At 37.8% G+C, this 16,666-nt stretch carries 14 protein-coding genes and 1 pseudogene; 12 read left to right on the top strand and 3 right to left on the bottom strand.

Features of this window, described 5'->3' with window-relative positions; all coding sequences use genetic code 11:
• Nucleotides 1-170: 170 nt before the first annotated feature.
• From M23134_RS24340 to M23134_RS41325, 5 genes are all read left to right on the top strand, one after another.
• Nucleotides 171-1,475, top strand: coding sequence for an Ig-like domain-containing protein (locus tag M23134_RS24340; RefSeq protein WP_002700561.1), 1,305 nt, complete (start codon nt 171-173; stop codon nt 1,473-1,475).
• Nucleotides 1,476-1,620: 145 nt separating this feature from the next.
• Nucleotides 1,621-2,157 carry an RNA polymerase sigma factor gene (locus M23134_RS24335; RefSeq protein WP_002700560.1) on the top strand — a complete coding sequence of 179 codons (537 nt, stop codon included), beginning with the start codon at nt 1,621-1,623 and terminating at the stop codon, nt 2,155-2,157.
• The gene (locus tag M23134_RS24330) at nt 2,157-3,710 is read left to right on the top strand and encodes a hypothetical protein (RefSeq protein WP_002700559.1); all 1,554 of its coding nucleotides are present in this window, start codon (nt 2,157-2,159) and stop codon (nt 3,708-3,710) included. Before M23134_RS24335 ends, M23134_RS24330 begins: the two co-directional genes overlap by 1 nt.
• A gap of 343 nt (nt 3,711-4,053) precedes the next feature.
• A complete protein-coding gene (locus M23134_RS24325) occupies nt 4,054-4,389 on the top strand; it encodes a hypothetical protein (RefSeq protein ID WP_002700558.1) in 336 nt (111 codons plus the stop codon).
• Between the two features lie 29 nt (nt 4,390-4,418).
• Complete coding sequence (locus tag M23134_RS41325; protein ID WP_002700557.1) at nt 4,419-4,583, top strand: hypothetical protein; 165 nt, start codon at nt 4,419-4,421, stop codon at nt 4,581-4,583.
• Nucleotides 4,584-4,663: 80 nt separating this feature from the next.
• Here the strand turns inward: M23134_RS41325 and M23134_RS24320 are convergent, their stop codons facing one another.
• Both M23134_RS24320 and M23134_RS24315 read right to left on the bottom strand, forming a co-directional pair.
• Nucleotides 4,664-5,338, bottom strand: coding sequence for a hypothetical protein (locus M23134_RS24320; protein WP_002700556.1), 675 nt, complete (start codon nt 5,336-5,338; stop codon nt 4,664-4,666).
• A 293-nt stretch (nt 5,339-5,631) separates the two neighbouring features.
• A complete protein-coding gene (locus M23134_RS24315; protein WP_002700555.1) occupies nt 5,632-7,074 on the bottom strand; it encodes a DUF6427 family protein in 1,443 nt (480 codons plus the stop codon).
• Nucleotides 7,075-7,276: 202 nt separating this feature from the next.
• Between M23134_RS24315 and rbfA the strand changes: the two genes are divergently transcribed.
• From rbfA to M23134_RS24300, 3 genes are all read left to right on the top strand, one after another.
• On the top strand, nt 7,277-7,663 hold the full coding sequence (gene rbfA / locus M23134_RS24310; protein ID WP_002700553.1) for a 30S ribosome-binding factor RbfA: 387 nt from the start codon (nt 7,277-7,279) through the stop codon (nt 7,661-7,663).
• A gap of 29 nt (nt 7,664-7,692) precedes the next feature.
• Nucleotides 7,693-8,928: an ABC transporter permease gene (locus M23134_RS24305; RefSeq protein ID WP_002700552.1), complete on the top strand. Its 1,236-nt coding sequence runs from the start codon at nt 7,693-7,695 to the stop codon at nt 8,926-8,928.
• Nucleotides 8,929-9,098: 170 nt separating this feature from the next.
• The gene (locus M23134_RS24300; protein WP_002700550.1) at nt 9,099-9,530 is read left to right on the top strand and encodes a hypothetical protein; all 432 of its coding nucleotides are present in this window, start codon (nt 9,099-9,101) and stop codon (nt 9,528-9,530) included.
• A gap of 84 nt (nt 9,531-9,614) precedes the next feature.
• Here the strand turns inward: M23134_RS24300 and M23134_RS24295 are convergent, their stop codons facing one another.
• Entirely contained in the window at nt 9,615-10,850 is a 1,236-nt protein-coding gene (locus M23134_RS24295) for an exo-beta-N-acetylmuramidase NamZ family protein (RefSeq protein WP_002700548.1), read from the bottom strand.
• Nucleotides 10,851-10,907: 57 nt separating this feature from the next.
• Between M23134_RS24295 and M23134_RS24290 the strand changes: the two genes are divergently transcribed.
• The 4 genes and pseudogenes from M23134_RS24290 to ychF all read left to right on the top strand — a co-directional run.
• Nucleotides 10,908-12,173, top strand: a complete 1,266-nt coding sequence (locus M23134_RS24290) for an ABC transporter permease (protein WP_002700546.1) — start codon at nt 10,908-10,910, stop codon at nt 12,171-12,173.
• Between the two features lie 235 nt (nt 12,174-12,408).
• The gene (locus tag M23134_RS24285) at nt 12,409-14,583 is read left to right on the top strand and encodes an OmpA family protein (RefSeq protein WP_045114253.1); all 2,175 of its coding nucleotides are present in this window, start codon (nt 12,409-12,411) and stop codon (nt 14,581-14,583) included.
• Nucleotides 14,584-14,787: 204 nt separating this feature from the next.
• Entirely contained in the window at nt 14,788-15,483 is a 696-nt protein-coding gene (locus tag M23134_RS24280; RefSeq protein WP_002700541.1) for a head GIN domain-containing protein, read from the top strand.
• 215 nt (nt 15,484-15,698) lie between these two features.
• Nucleotides 15,699-16,622 (top strand): annotated as a pseudogene (gene ychF / locus M23134_RS24275) (redox-regulated ATPase YchF); the annotation flags it as partial.
• Nucleotides 16,623-16,666: the final 44 nt, after the last annotated feature.

Here is a 16,666-nt window from a genome sequence, read left to right as displayed (position 1 = left end):
GTGTCTCAATAAAAACAAGCACCTCATAATCAAACACTTATAAACAAACCCTTCATTTTTTATAAAAAACATCTACACTCCAGACAACTTTTTGGGACACCCACCTGTCTGGGGGTTTTTAAGAGCTCTGACAACGTTTTTTTATAATGAAAATTTAACCAAACCAAAAAATGATCAATACAAAATACCAATTTTTGCCTGCATTCGTATTGGTGGCTCTACTAGGGCTTATCGCCAGTTGTAACCGTATAGATAAAGATATTAATCCTGCCACCAGCCAAGGAAATACACCTGCCATTGCCACCAATGATGTTGCACAGGCTTTTCCGGGAAGCAGTGTAGTCATAGACCTGATTAAAAATGACAAAATCACGACAAGCTCCAATGTTTCTTTGTTGCAAGGATATCTAAAAAGGGGGAGTGCCAAGTTTATCAAACAAGGAATGGTATTATATACACCCAATGACTCTACTGGTACCGATACACTTGCCTACACTGTTTGTCCTCCGGGTCAGCCTTGTGACACTGCTGCCGTAAAGATTACCATTTCGGCTGACTCTATTACCCGCCCTTGCTTTGGAGCAGTGCCTGATATTGCTCAGACAACCTTGGGCAAGTCGGTAGAGGTTTTTGTACTGCAAAATGACCGTTTATGTGATAGTACTGCCAGTGACACAAGTAACCTCAAAAAAGTAGTAGAAATTGTAGAATCACCAAAAAACGGCAGTGCAAACGTAACAGTCGGAGGAATCTCGCTTACTTATTTGCCACAATCAGGATTCAAAGGAGTAGACCAGCTAATATATGGAGTACGCAACGCTTCGACAAATAACTACCTGGGCTATGGAGTAGTCACTATTTTTGTAGGTGATAGCACTGTTAATCCACAAGATACTACCACCCACTGTGTACCCAAAGCAATGAATGATAATTATACAATATCGGGCGATTCACTACCTGCCAATGGCAAATATGTTTACCTCAACGTGTTAAGCAATGACACATTATGTAATGACTCGCTAAACAAAATCATCCTCAACAACGGAGGACTCAATACCCCTCCTGTATTTGAAAACAACCAGCTAAAAGTAAAACTTTATCCAAGCGATAGTACGGTAATATTGCAATATGGTTTGACTAAAAATGGGAATACTGTAAGCCAAGCAACGGTAAGTATCCGCATACAAAAGCCTTGTCAACTGCAGGCAGTAAGTGATAGTGCTCAGGTAAGTAATGTACCTCCTAGCGGACAATGGATGACTATAGATGTATTGGCAAACGATCACCTTTGCAGTGTAGCGGCAAGCAATATAAGTAAAAACATAGTACAGCAAAATACCAATGCTTATTTTGAAGGCAACAACCTAAAGGTATTTGTAGATACTTCTAAACAAACTTTTACAGTGACTTATAAAATAACCAATACAAGTAATGGTCAAACCTCGCAAACTGATCTGGTGATTAGGCGAAATTGATAGTTTATATAAAAAGCTTCAGACAATAAGCTACAAAGTTTATTGAAGTGAATAAACCAAATACCCCACCACCTTAAAATAAGGTGGTGGGGTTATGCACTTTCGGAGAGAAAAATAAAAATGCCACAACCACTCACGTTTTTTCATGACAGATCAGGAGTTATTAGAAGGTTGTAAGGTAAAAGACCCTCGTGCACAAAAGCTGTTGTTTCAAATATACTCTCGCAAATTAATGGGAATATGTAAACGTTATACACAAAATCGAGAAGATGCTGAAGATGTGTTTCAAGAAGCTTTTGTAAGGGTATTTAAGGCTTTAACAACTATTCAGAAAGTAGATTCGCTGGAGGTTTGGATCAAAAAAATTGTGATTCATACTGCCATCAATTACTTTCATCGACACAAAAAACACTACGGTCATCACAACCAGGATTTTTTACTGGAACCTACTCAGGGAGATGACTTAATTTTGAGCAAATTAAGTAATGAAGAACTTTTAGAAGTAGTACAAAGTTTACCTGATGGATATCGTATGGTATTTAACTTATTTGTAATAGAGGGATACGCTCACAAAGAAATTGCTCAGTTTTTGGGTATTTCGGAGAGTACTTCTAAAACACAGTTGCTCAAAGCAAAAAAGATGCTTAAAAAGAAGTTTAAAAAATTAGAAATTATACGCTAGTGGAAGAACCATTGGATGACAATTCATTTGAAGAGTTTTTGAAAGGACGGCTTGAGAACCTGGAAGCTGACCCAGCAGTAGATGCGTGGGACAAAATTTTTGGGGAAATAAGTCAAGACTCACCTGCACCTGTTCAAAGTAAATCTTGGTTTGTCAAAAAACGCTGGATATTGATCGCCTGTATCCTTTGGTGTATTCCTCAAAGCACTTATCATATTAGTTTAAAGACCAAGGATCACTATTCTATTGCACAAAGCATAGATACAGCTTATAGTAAAATGCCTGGTAGTTTTTACTTACAAAATAAAGAGGCTTTTCAGGCAAATACAGGTCATACTACAAGGAATAAAAAAATAACAAAGCCCTCTACAGCTAAAGTTGTGGCAACAACTCAAAAAACCAAAGGAAATGAGAAACAAAAAGTAGTAAAAGCAACACCGAATACTACACACGACAACGAACCAAAGGGCAAATTGGTGACAATCCAAAAAACCAAAGGAAATGAGAAACAAAAAGTAGTAAGGGCAACACCGAATACTACACACGACAACGAACCAAAGGGCAAATTGGTGACAATCCAAAAAACCAAAGGAAATGAGAAACAAAAAGTAGTAAAGGCAACACCGAATACTACACACGACAACGAACCAAAGGGCAAATTGGTGACAACTCAAAAAACCAAAGGAAATGACAAACGAACCACTACAGGGGCAAACTTAACAAAAACACCCAGGCTGACTAAAAAAGGGGCAAAAAGTACTCAGAAAAAACGTACAAATCATTTTCATGTCTCGCCTTTAAAGACGAAAGGTTTGCCAATGATGGCGACAAAAAAATATTCTGTGGAGCTAAAAAAGGTGTTTTACTCCAAAACGAAAAAGAAAGCTAAACGAAGGCTTTTACTGAGGGCTTTTGTTGCACCTACTTACAATGCTCACCGTTTGATCACTAACAAAGAGGATGAAGTGATTATTCAAGGTTTGGTAAAAAACACGGTGTTTTCGGGCAATAACTTAGGCTTTAGTGGAGGCATCATGCTGGAGAGTCACTTATCGCACCGATGGAGCGTAGTATGGGGTCTTAGCTATACTCAGCTCAACAACCACATTGGGTACAGTTTCAGAAATACGGTACCTGACAGTATTATAGTAGATGTGGTTAGTAGTAGTGAAATAATTGCTACACCAGTGTATAGTTCTGAAACCGAAAGTTACCGTTACAAATATCAGGATGTAGGGGTACAGATGGGAATTAATTATCTGTTATTTGGCAAACACTGGCAACACCAACTCTACTTGGGGGTGGCTATCAATCAAGCCACTGGTACAGTTACCCAAACCAAAAATGAAGTGGTCAAAGAAAGCAGTTCACGTATTCAACGTATGATCAACCTGGGGTATGACCTGCGATTGCCATTGAGCAAAAAAGTCGGGTTTTATATCAAACCTACCTTTAACTACTACTTCAATGACATCAATCAAGCCAATACTGCTTATCGGGTAAAACCATTTTTCACAAGTTTGAGACTGGGGCTGGTCTGGAAACTTCAATAAAACGGGGGCTTGTAGCATTTTTGTCTTGACAGCTTCCAGCACAAAAAAATATTATTCTTAATTCCAAAGACAATGCTTTGGCTACAAGGGGCTTGCCTCCAAACTATGCGAAGACAAATACAATTCTGAAGTGAATATTACCAACCCAATACCAGCTTAATAACTGATGTCAGAATGCTTGCTTACCACCTCGCCAATCGGGTTTTGCCCGAAGCAGGTGGTTTTTTATTTTGAAGCAGGGCCAGATTATTTTTACCCCATGTCTTATTTGCTTTATTCTTGGTACACTTTTCGCCAAATTATATAGAACTTTATAACTTTGGAGACATAATCAATCCATTACATGAGGCAATTAATACTGATACTTGGTTTACAATTATTTATTTTTAGTGTAGAAGCTCAAAACACCAAAACCAGCCCAATATCAAGCTGGCTAGGCACTTGGAAAGGTCAACTTAAAGTAGACAATGCCAAAGATGGCAAAACGTTGAGTTTTCCGATGACACTCAATATACAACCCACTGACTCTAGTACCCGCTATAGTTGGACTGTGATTTATGGAGAAGAAGCAGCATGCAAATCCGCCCTTATGAGCTACTGGACAAGGGCAATGGCAATTTATTATAGACGAAAAAACTCTATTTTACTGGATGCTTATATGCTGGGCATACACTGGTAACTCGTTTTGAGGTAAAAGGCAGTATGCTTATGATTACTTATCAGTTGCAACCCATCGATAAACAAATTATTTTTAGGGTATACTCTGGCAAACACGAGGCACTGAATAAAACAGGTGGACAAAAAAACGTACCCGTAGTCACTACTTACCCAATGAATGTAGTTCAGGAAGCTTACTTGAACAAAAACAGGTAACTATCTATTTCTAATACCTATCAGCTTACCCTATACAGTCCAGAAAAAGATCGTATTGGGTAAGTCATAGGCAACCTTGTTTATTTGTATTCATTTACTACCTCAATAATCAAATCCAGGGCAGGTTTTTCAAGCTCCACTGCATATTCGTCCTGAAAATTGGCGACTATTCCATTTTTAATATCTTCTTGCAAGGCTTCCAGGTATTCTTGTCCTTCATATTCGATGCCTGTTTTTAGGTGTTCAGCAATGCTTTCTTTGGTAAACTCTGCTGAGTTGATGTGTATCATCCCTATAAAGTGATCTAATACGTCTCCTGCCTTAAGCTCACCATCTCCCTCTTCCAATGGGTACCTTTCCACTGTTTTTTGGTCTTTTACTAAGTGGAAAATATGGCTTAGAACAGATTTTGTCTCGTTGAAATCGTCGGTAAAGTAAGCATTTTGATTTTCTGAAAACTCCAGTTGAATATCATCTTGTAAATGCTCTAATACATCTTTGTCTATTAGTGTGGTTTCGGTCAATTCGCGATCGTTAAAAGCGGCATAAAACACGATAGTTCGCTCTAACACCCCTTCTGCCTCAGGACAAAAGACGATACATATTGAACAATCTTGTTTATCTTCATGGGTTCTTGCCTCTACCTCAAGGGTTGTGAGGTGGTCTTTGTCCCACCAAGGCAAATCGATAGGGGCAAATTCATATAGAAAATTGTCTAAACGGTCAATGCCTGTTTTTTTGAGCTTTTGTATCATTGTAGTGTTGATGTGTTTTTTGGAAAGCGCAAAGATACCAAAGTAAAACTACAAAGGGTTTTATTAGGTAAGTAATATTTGAATTAAAGAGGGGGAATATTTTTAGGGTAGGCACAAAAAAAAAGATGCTCAGGGTAAAGAGTTTAAACTCTCTTCCCTAAGATCCTTCAACCAGCTATGGAAAGAATGACTGACAGTGTCAGTCTATTCTAACATTACAAATATATGATTTTTGACCGAGTACTCAAAATAAAAGCCGGAAAAAATCAATTTCCCTGACATTTAGATAACCTCTACTTCTTGCTTTGCAACCGGGGATCTATGATGTACATATTGGTTCCAGCCCGTTTGATGTATTGATTGGCTATGATGGGCAAAGGAGCCAGTATTTGTTGAAAGTAGTTTTTTTCATCTATGATTACATCTGGTAAGTCTTGCTTAAAGTTTTCATAAATTTCTTTCATAATATTATATTGGTTCATATTAGAGAAGTGGTGCTGCGACAATTCCCAATTAAGGTAAGGGGTGGCCAGCTGCCCTCCCTGATAATAACTGATATTACTGCCCAATACCAGAATTTTTTTACCCTTTAAGTCTTCTTGTATCGAGTGCTTTTTCACTAACAAACGATCAAGTTTTACTTGAGTTACTGGAGTATTGTAAGCCACTTCGGGTAAAAAACGATAAACAATAGCATAACCACTAAATGCGACTGACAACACTAATAACAAAAATAATAGTTCGCGTAACCAGGCACGCTTCAGGTTTAAAAACATGTGGCTCAAAAAGAAAGTCATTGCCGGAATGGCAAACACTAAGTTATTGGCAGAAATTTTAGTGCTTAAGAAGACAGAAATCAATGAAGCAAATAACCAAAAAGACATAATGCGACGACAACGGTTTTGGTAATTGGTGTAACGGTGCCCGCTAATGGTTGCCATTGCCCAAATGGTGATAAGTAAAGGAATGGTAAAGATTATAAGAAGGCTACGGGGCGATAGGTACAGTTGCTTGCTTACATACACTACAGATTCGAAGTAGCTTCGATAAAAACTGTATTCGTCGTTGCTCATATAGAAGGTGAGAAAAGAAATACCTATAGTAAACAAAAACGCAAACAGCATTAGAAAATACCCCTTGAGCTTGGTGCCTGTAAGTAACATAAAAGAAAAAAGCGGCACTAAAATAATGAAGAAGGAAGGAAGAAAAAACAAGGTGGCTACTCCAGTATAAGCCCCTATCTCAAACACAGCATTTTTTCTACTTTTTTCGTTCACATGCCACAAAGTATAGTTGATTACTAACAACATAAAAGTGTTGGCAAGCAAAGCGGGTGATAGGGTGTAAAAGTCAAGAAAACAACTAGTAATGACAAGGTACAAAAACGCGGGTAATAGGGTGATTTCAACAAAAACCTGACGGCGGCGAAAAATGTCATTGATAATCATTGCCTGAGCAAACACCAACACTGAGGCGATGATTTGATAAGCAAAGTAAGATTTTCCGAAGAAACGGTCCATGAGCCAGTAAATCAATGCTGACAAAGGGCTGATATCATCCCAGATTTTGTCGTACAGGCTAAAGCCCATGTTCATTTTTTCGCCAATCAACATCCAGTTAAGCTCTGGTATAGTCAAAGGCAAGCCATTGATAATGAAAGGCAAACGTAACCCGACAAAAAGCAGGAATAAAAAAATAAATTTATAAGCGGCGTTTATTCTGAAAAAAGTAATCAAAACAGTAGTGATTTATTGTGGTTTTCAGTGTTTGTTTGGCACTCAATCATTGTAAGCTAAAAAGAGTAAACTTCAGGTATTGATAGCAAGAGTTTAAACAAGCCTTTATCACTGCAAAAAAATTGCAAGCAAAATTACAGTAAAAATGAAATTCTCCTAAGAGTATTAAAAAAATAATCAAATTAACTGTAACTTTGTGCCAATGGAATCAAAAAGACAACAAAAATTTGCCCGACTTATACAGAAGGACTTAGCAGATATTTTTCAAAGAGAAGTCAAAGATATTTTTAAGACTCACTTTGTGACTATCACTAATGTAAAAGTCACCCCTGACCTAGGGATTGCTTATGTATATTTAAGCATTTTGGCAGCAAGCGACAAACAAGCTGTGGTAGATATTGCCGAGGACAACAACAAGATGATCAGACAGGTATTGGCTCGCAAAATAAAAAACCAGGTAAGGGCTATACCTGAACTCCGTTTTTTTCTGGACGATACCAGTGATTACGTACAAAAAATGGATGAGCTATTTGACAACCTTGACATTCCCCCCAGCAGCAACAACGAAGGTGACGAGGAGACAAGTTAGCCAACTGGTTGTATGAAGTAAAGACTCTTATGAATTTACCTTTATTTATCGCTCGCCGATATTTTTTTTCAAAACATAAAAAGCAATTTATCAACGTCATTTCTATCTTATCTATGATAGAAGTGGCGGTTGGTACTATAGCCCTTATTTTGGTATTATCAGTGTTTAATGGTTTGCAAGAGTTAATTCAAGGCTTGCACGATACTTTTAACCCAGAGCTTAAGGTAGAACCCATCAAAGGTAAATCATTTGAAGTAAGTTCTCAATTGATCAAAAAAATTGAGGCAGTACCAGGGGTAAAAATTGTCAGTGAAATAATAGAAGACAACGCTGTTTTGCGCTATAAAAATGGGCAAATGGTAGTAAAGGTCAAGGGGGTAAGTGAAAACTACCTGGAACAAACCCGTATGGACTCTGCCATTCGAAAAGGTGAATTTGCTTTGTATAAAAACGGACGCCCCAGGGCAGTCATAGGACAAGGAGTACAATACACACTTGCTATTGGTTTACGCAACGACTTTGATGCGCTGCAGCTTTGGTACCCTAAAAAGGTGAAAAAAATAACCCTGGGTATCAATGCTGAAAAAAAACTGATCAATAAAAAAGCTATTTTTCCAATTGGTGTTTTCTCACTGGAGCAACAATATGATGCAAGCTATGTATTTGTACCTTTGAAGTTTGCCGCCAACCTATTGCAATACGATAACCGACGCACTTCGCTGGAAATTCAACTCAAAGAAAAGGCAGATACTGATGCCACAAAAAAGGGCATTAAAGAGGTTTTGGGCAATAACTTTAAGGTGCTCGACCGTAACGAACAACAAGCCAACTTGTTAAAAGCGATTCAAATAGAAAAGCTTTTTGTATACATCACACTATCTTTTATTTTATTGGTTGCCTCTATCAATATTTTCTTTTCGCTGATGATGCTCATGATCGACAAGAAAAAAGATGTAGCGGTGCTTTTATCTATGGGGGCTTCAACTAAAATTATCCGTAAAATCTTTATGATGGAGGGGGGAATCATTGCTTTTAGTGGGGCAATCATTGGGCTTTTGGTAGCTACAACCCTTGCCATACTTCAGCAAAAGTACGGGTTTATAGGTATGGGCACCTCTACTACTGTGGTAGAAGCTTATCCGGTAAAACTTAAATCTATAGATTTTATATTTACTTGTATTACCATTGTCTTAATCACTTTTTTGGCAGCATATTACCCTGCCCGTAAAGCATCTCAAATTGATGTTAGAGAAAACCTTACTTAGGCAAATTTAAGCCTTTTTATTTATTCCTTAAAAAAGAAGACAATCTCAAACACACAAGGGAGTAGGTAAAAAAACTAAAGTTGAACTATAGGCAAAACACCCCAACAAACGACTTGCAAGCTACGTTCCATCTGTCAATTAGAACCATTCATCATATAACCCAAAATACTATGAAAAAACTCGCTATTTTATGCCTAATTACATTATTTTTTGCTAGTAGCAATGCAATGGCTCAGAGGAAGAAAAGAAGTACTAAAGAGTATAAGGCAATGATGAGTTTTGACTTTAAGGGCAAAACTTGGATATACTCGCATCAAGAAGATAAAGATGGTAATATTTTGGAAAATGAGGCTTTCTTTAAAAGGCAACGAATTGTATTAGATATTAAGAAAAAAGAAGCCTATAAGGTGGTAACTACCGCAGAAGTGAACAAAAGCAGGTTTAGAATGACACCCTCGTCTAATGATACCAACTTTCACCTGCGTTATTACATGCTCAGTTGTGGTTTTATGGACTTGTACGCTCCATTGAATAAAGAGAAAAAAAATACTTTGCACTTTAAGCAAGGCGCCTCTACGCTGGTTTTTATAGCTAAACAATAGCCTAATTAGGATATCACTAATTAAAACCCTTCAGAAAAATCAAGTTTTCTGAAGGGTTTTTGGGTTTTACAGCTTTCTCCCCTCCTACTCTGCATACAATAAATATTTCCTCCGAAGGGTTTTATACTTTTTCAAGTCTTTTTCCCAAGATTTTTCAATGGCTTCTGCCGTCCAGCCTTTTTTTATTTTTTGCTGCAAACTGAAATTACCCACTAAGGTATCAAAGTATCCATTAAAGAACTTGGCTTTGTTGCCAAACTTGCGATAATAGTCTATCAAATACTTAAGCGAAAAACCTTTAATAAGCCCTGTATTATCTTTATGACGGAAGTCTATGCCATAACACACTTTGTTTTTGTGTTTGGGGTATTTAGACATTCCAGGGATACTTTTAGGGGTAAATGTATCTTTGCCAAACTTTTTCTCAGGATAACCAATCATCTGAAAAGGAGAATAGGTACCTCGACCTACGCTTATTTGAGTGCCTTCAAACAGGCACAACGAAGGGTAAAGTGCTATAGATAAATTGTTAGGTAGATTAGGTGAGGGTTTTACAGGCAAACTGTAGCGGGTTTGGTGAGTGTAGTTTTTCACTTTTATAATGGTCAATTTACAACTTCGTCTTCCCTTAAGCCATTTTTCCTGGTTAATCATTTTTGCCAGTTCACCTACTGTAAGCCCGTGTACTATGGGTATGGGGTGCATGCCCACAAATGACTTAAGGCGAGGGTTTAGCATAGGGCCTGCTACGTAATGTCCATTAGGGTTGGGGCGGTCAAGTACCAACACTTTTTTGTTATTTTCGGCACAAGCTTCCATTACCAAATGCATAGTGCTGATATAAGTATAAAAACGAGCACCTACGTCTTGAATATCAAAAACCACCCAATCTATATCGGCCAACTGCTGTGGGCTTGGTTTTTTGTTTTTACCATAAAGAGATATGATAGGTAAATTGGTTTTGGTGTCTTTGGAGTTTTTTACGTGTTCGCCAGCATCTGCTTTGCCCCGGAAGCCGTGCTCAGGTGCAAATACTTTTTGAATAGGCAGATTTAGCGCCAACAGGCTATCTACCAAATGAGTATTGCCTACTACCGAGGTTTGGTTCACTACCAAGGCTATTTTTTTGCCTTTGAGCAGGGGTATGTATTTGTTCATTTGGGCAGCACCTACCTGCACCTTGTTACTATCGGTCATAGAGGTACTGTCAGCGGTCACTTGAGCAGTTAAATTACTGGTAACCAAGGTAAACACTAACAGACAAAAGCTGCTTTTGTAGGTGTTAATCAACTGTAAGGCTTTCAAATAGGTTTTATACATGGATTTGTCAAATATTCGGTTAATTTTGCTTTTTGTTCAAATGTAGTCATTAGGATTTTGAAAAAAACTGCCAAAAAGAATTTCTTTGCCAACCTGTCTTACAATACCTGGCTGTACAATTTTGTATCAGCACGCTTAGCGCAAGGTAAAGACAAAGCTTTTTCGGGCATTATTACCCGTATAGCCATTGCCAGTATTAGCATAGGTCTGGCAATTCTCATTGTGGCGTTTGGCGTGCTGGAGGGATTTCGTAATACCATTCATGACAAAATATTTAGTTTTGTAGGACATATTCAAGTTACCCAGTTTAATAGTGGCAATTCTTACAAAGAAAAACCCATCAATACTAATACCCGCTTATTTAAAAACTACAAAAATAACTTACCCAATGTAGAAACCCTGCATGCATTTAGCATGAAACCTGGTATATTTAAAACCTCTGATGAGGTAATGGGGGTATTACTCAAGGGTATTGGCGCCGATTACAGGCAAAGCAAGTTTACTAAAAACATGGTCAAAGGCCGTTTTTTGAAGTTTCCTAAAGGCAAAGCCTCCAAAGAACTCATCATTAGCCAAAAAATTGCCCATAAACTCCACCTTAAAGTTAACGATAGTATTTACGTATATTTTGTGCAAGACCCTCCTGCCATTCGAAAATTACACATTGTAGGCATTTATGAATCGGGTATGGAAGAGTTTGACGAAAAGTTTGTGTTAAGTGATATACGCCTTATTCAGAAACTTAATCGTTGGGCAGATACACTGGTGGGTGGATACGAAGTATTTATCAATGATTTCCGACGACTTGACTCCGTGCAAAAAGAGGTTTTTGAAGAGATGGAGTATGATATGCAAATGCAAACTACCCCACGTAAATACGAAGAAATTTTTGACTGGCTTACCTTACTCAACACCAATGTAAAGATTTTTTTGTGGTTAATATTGATTGTGGCTTGCTTTAATATGATTTCTATCTTTTTGATTATGATCATGGAGCGTATTAATATGATTGGGGTATTGAAGGCAATAGGTGCTACTAATTCACAGATTAAAAGTATATTTCTGATGAGGGGCATCAGACTTATATTCAGAGGCATGTTGATTGGAAACCTGGTAGGGTTGGGTATATGTGCCCTACAATATTATTTGCATCTTATCCCACTCGATCCTGAAAATTACTATATGGATACAGTACCTATAGACTGGAACTGGGGGGTGATTTTGACCTTAAACTTACTCATTTTTGCCTTAATTTTGGTTATATTAATTCCAGCAACTTTTATCAGTACTGTACGCCCTATTAAAGCCATTCGCTTTGATTAAAACCGTTTATACTTTATATTGTTCTATGGCTCAACTGGTTTTAGCGCCAGTATTTTAGCCCAAAATTGTATAGGAAATGGTAGTAAAATAAATTTACCCTGACACGACTAAACTGTAAGCATTTTAAACTTGCCTCTTTTCTGGGTTGGAGCTTATCACTTTGTTAAATTACAAGACTTTATTTTTAAACCATTCCTAAGACACAAACTAGTCAAAATAATAAAATATACATTCTATGAAACAGTATTTACAAACGTGGTATTTGATAACAACTTTGGCTCTTCTGGGAGGAATGCAGCTACAAGCTCAAGATAAAAACTATCAGGTATCCAACATTGGTGACCCCATCAACACCAAACGTTATGTAGAATACGCCCCTACCCTGAGCACTAACGGAAAAACACTAATATTCCAGTCAAACAACAACGAAGAAAGGCATTGGAAACTCTACGAAAGTACATTAAATGACGAGGGTAAATGGTCGCCGCCGCAAGCCCTTAGTAGTATTAACAATTACCAAGGGGGAGCACATTATGTAGCGGGTCCAAGTTTGAGCAAAAATGCTGATACTTTGTATTTTTGTGCTTCGTACACCACCGACAATCGAGATATTTATTATTCCATAAAAAATGGAAATACCTGGGGAGAACCTATCAGTATAGGTAGCCCTGTAAACAGCGACCAATACGAGGGGTTTCCTTCGATAGCAGCCGATGGTATGAGTTTGTATTTTATGCGACGTGATACTACAGGTGAAGTAAAAAATTATAAAGCCAAACGAAAAAACCCTCTCAAAAATAAAGACCCTTATCACATAAAAGTGGGCGAAGATGGAAAGATTACCAAATACAAAGGAATATGTTATGTGTTGTACGTAAGTCATAAAGGTACAAATGGTACCTGGCAAACACCTGAGGCGTTGCCCAATGTAATTAATAATGGCTGCGAAAAATGTCCACGCATTATGCCTGACAATGCCACACTTATATTTTCATCGATACGCAAAGGGGGAAAAGGAAATTTTGATCTTTATGTATCTACACTTGACCTCACAGGCAAATGGACTATGCCTAAAGCATTAGATTTTATTAATACCAGTAAAAAGGATCAGTTGGCTACTATTCCGCTAAGCAGTAATGTGATGTACTTTAATACTAAAGGACGGCGTAACGCAGATATTTTTAAGGTATCTCCTCTGCCTGATTACCTTCAATTACAAAAATTTACCCGGGTAGAAGGCAGGGTAATTGATTCTTTGACTAAAAAACCGGTAGAAGCCAAAGTAAGTATTTTGGTAAAAGACAGTGCTAATAAGAATACTCCCATCCAAGCAGTGAGCTCTTTTAAAGAAAAAGATGGCAAATTTGCAGCAAAGTTGCGAAGAGGTTACAAATATGCCCTTGAGATCAAAGCTAAAAACTATTTGCCTTTGATTAGAGAAGTAGACCTTAGTGACAACACTGTAGACGACTCGCTCAAAAAACTAGACAACCATATAGCCCTCCCTCCTGCTCACCTGTCCCATTCTATTAGACTTACTATTCTCAATAAAGAAACCAATGAACCAGTAGAAGCTCATGTAAAAGTAATTAACACCAGCAAAAACCGCATTGTAACCTTAAACACGGTGGCAGTTGAGGGCAAATATAGCACTGCAGTAGAGTCTCAATCAGAGTATACGGTTGAAATTACAGCATTAGGTTATGATTTTTTCCAAGGCAAGGTTGATACTCGCAAGTTGTCACGGGGACAAGACTATATAGCTACTATTTCTCTAAAGTCTAATGCCAACAAGTTGCTGTTGACGATTGTCGATAAAGAAACAGGCAAAAACCTTTCGTCTTTGGTGAAGTATACCAACTTGAACAACAATAGAACCACTACTAAAGCGACAAAAGAAGGTAAGCTTACCGTATTTTTGAATCGCGACAGTAAATATACTTTTGAAGCCAACGCCAAGGGGTACTTTTTTCAGTCATTTGAGGTAAAGACAGATACACTGAAACCAGGTGATGTGATTAAACTGACTGTAGCACTTGAGGTGTTAAAAATGAACGCCAAAATTGTACTAAACCATATCAACTTTGCGTCGGGCTCTTCTAAACTCGATGAAGACTCTTATGTAGAGTTGGCCAAGGTGGTGCAACTTATGGAAAACAACAAAGATATTAAACTCGAAATATCTGCCCATACCGACAACGTAGGGGTATATTCACGCAATATGCGCTTATCAAGGCAACGCGCTCAGTCGGTGTTCAACTACCTCATCAAAACAGGGGTAGATAAAAAACGACTCGTGTCTAAAGGATATGGATCTGCCAGACCATTGGTGCCCAACACTACTAAAAAAAATAAAGCCAAAAACAGAAGGGTAGAGTTTAAAGTAATTGGTACAAGCACTAAAAAGTAGTCTCATTTCTTTTACAAAAGTTTGTCAGAACAGCTGTTTCTGACAAATTTTTTCAACCTGTATTCTCCTATACTGCCCCATATACACAGAACTTGATGTAAACGTACTCTAGCCTAAACAAATAGTTGACCTATTTTTCAATTATCCTGCAACTCTTCTTCTTCTTATCTGTCCTTCGATTACAAACCATATAACTTTAAAATCATGACAAGAACACTTTACTCTCTTACCCTTTTATTTGCATTGGTCATTACTGCACAGGCTCAACAAACATCTACTCGTAACTTAAGTAGTTTTACCAAACTCAAAGTAAGTGGTGCAGCAAGCATTGTGCTCAAGCAGGGTACTAGCCATTCGGCAAGAGTTACTCTCAAAGGTGACATTGAAAATGAGGAAATAATTACTAGAGTAAAAAACAACACTTTATATGTTTCGCTTAAAAAACGTAAACATTCAAAATACAACAATATCAATGTAAAAATTGAACTAACCTTTCAACAACTCAATGCCATTGACCTAAGTGGTGCGGTAAGTATACGTGGTGAATCAACAATCAAGGCAGAGCGCTTTTATTTGGAAAACAGTGGTGCAGGAAGTCTTCAATTAGCTTTTAACACTCAACACCTTATTTGTAACCTTTCAGGAGCGTCAAGCATCCGACTCAAAGGAACAACCAATCGTTTAGATGTAGACTTAAGCGGTGCAGGCTCTATCAATGCTTATGGCTTAGTAGCAAATGTTGTAAAAAGTAAATCAAGTGGTGCAGGTAGCATCAAAATAAATGCTCAAAAAGAACTATATGCATCAGTAAGCGGTGTAGGTAGTATTCGTTACAAGGGCAGCCCTGCCATTACCCGATTTAATAAAAGCGGGTTTGGCTCTATTCGCAAAACCAAATAGTAATACACTCATATACCATTCAAACGGCTGTCTTTCATTTGAAAGGCAGTCGTTTTTTTATGCCTGCAAGTTCTCTAAGTACAAAACAGACCTCACCTACAAAAAAATCTCTGCCTAGAAACAAACAACTTATTTTTACATCATTCTTTAGTATCCTTAGTTTTTATAACTTTGCAAAAACTTTTGAATAATATCAATAAAATAAATATAGATCAATGAGTCTTCAATGTGGAATTGTAGGACTACCCAATGTGGGTAAATCTACTTTATTCAATGCTTTATCAAGTGCTAAAGCTGAGTCAGCCAATTATCCTTTTTGTACTATAGAGCCTAACGTCGGGGTTGTACAAGTACCTGATCAACGCTTAAAAGCATTAGAAAAATTAGTAAACCCCCAGCAAGTTTTACCTGCAGTAATTGAGTTTGTGGACATTGCAGGGTTGGTAAAAGGAGCCAGTAAAGGAGAAGGTTTAGGCAACCAGTTTTTGGCAAATATCAGAGAAGTTGACGCAATCATTCATGTAATACGCTGCTTTGAAGATGATAATATTGTACACGTAGACGGCAAGGTAAACCCCGTTAACGACAAAGAAGTAATAGATACTGAACTGCAATTTAAAGACCTTGACAGTATAGAAAAGCGTATCCAGCGTTTGCAGAAGGTAGTAAAAACTGGAGATGCCAAAGCTAAGAAGCATATGGCAATTGCCAATAAAATAAAAGAGGTGCTGGAAAGTGGACAAAATATTCGTAGTATGAACTTAAGCGAAGATGAGCTTGAATCTATTTACGATTTGCACTTGCTCACTATCAAGCCTGTAATTTATGCTGCCAATGTAGACGAAGCCTCTGTAATAGGCGGTAACCAATATGTAGACACCCTCAAAGAAGCGGTAAAAGATGAAAATGCAGAAGTAGTGATTATATCAGCGGCCATCGAGGCTGAAATAGCTACACTAGAAACAGAAGAGGAAAAACTGGAGTTTTTGAGTGAGTATAATTTGACCGAGTCAGGTTGAATCGCCTTATCAGAGCTTCTTACTCTTTGTTAAACCTTATTACTTATTTTACTGCAGTGAAAAGAAGTACGCGCCTGGACTATTACCAATGGGTTCAAGCTCCTCAGCAGCTGGGGTATACCACTGATTTGACGTGGTTTATAAGCTGAGTATCAGTACTATAT

This window comes from Microscilla marina ATCC 23134, from assembly GCF_000169175.1.
GTDB lineage: Bacteria > Bacteroidota > Bacteroidia > Cytophagales > Microscillaceae > Microscilla > Microscilla marina.
Note: the sequence above shows the minus strand (reverse complement) of the source record. Positions and strands in the feature narration are given on the sequence as shown.

Coding starts and splice junctions, on each gene's coding strand:
- M23134_RS24340 (WP_002700561.1), top strand. CDS start 171: ATGATCAATACAAAATACCAATTTTTGCCTGCATTCGTATTGGTGGCT.
- M23134_RS24335 (WP_002700560.1), top strand. CDS start 1,621: ATGACAGATCAGGAGTTATTAGAAGGTTGTAAGGTAAAAGACCCTCGT.
- M23134_RS24325 (WP_002700558.1), top strand. CDS start 4,054: ATGAGGCAATTAATACTGATACTTGGTTTACAATTATTTATTTTTAGT.
- M23134_RS41325 (WP_002700557.1), top strand. CDS start 4,419: ATGATTACTTATCAGTTGCAACCCATCGATAAACAAATTATTTTTAGG.
- M23134_RS24320 (WP_002700556.1), bottom strand. CDS start 5,338: ATGATACAAAAGCTCAAAAAAACAGGCATTGACCGTTTAGACAATTTT.
- rbfA (WP_002700553.1), top strand. CDS start 7,277: ATGGAATCAAAAAGACAACAAAAATTTGCCCGACTTATACAGAAGGAC.
- M23134_RS24305 (WP_002700552.1), top strand. CDS start 7,693: ATGAATTTACCTTTATTTATCGCTCGCCGATATTTTTTTTCAAAACAT.
- M23134_RS24300 (WP_002700550.1), top strand. CDS start 9,099: ATGAAAAAACTCGCTATTTTATGCCTAATTACATTATTTTTTGCTAGT.
- M23134_RS24295 (WP_002700548.1), bottom strand. CDS start 10,850: ATGTATAAAACCTATTTGAAAGCCTTACAGTTGATTAACACCTACAAA.
- M23134_RS24285 (WP_045114253.1), top strand. CDS start 12,409: ATGAAACAGTATTTACAAACGTGGTATTTGATAACAACTTTGGCTCTT.
- M23134_RS24280 (WP_002700541.1), top strand. CDS start 14,788: ATGACAAGAACACTTTACTCTCTTACCCTTTTATTTGCATTGGTCATT.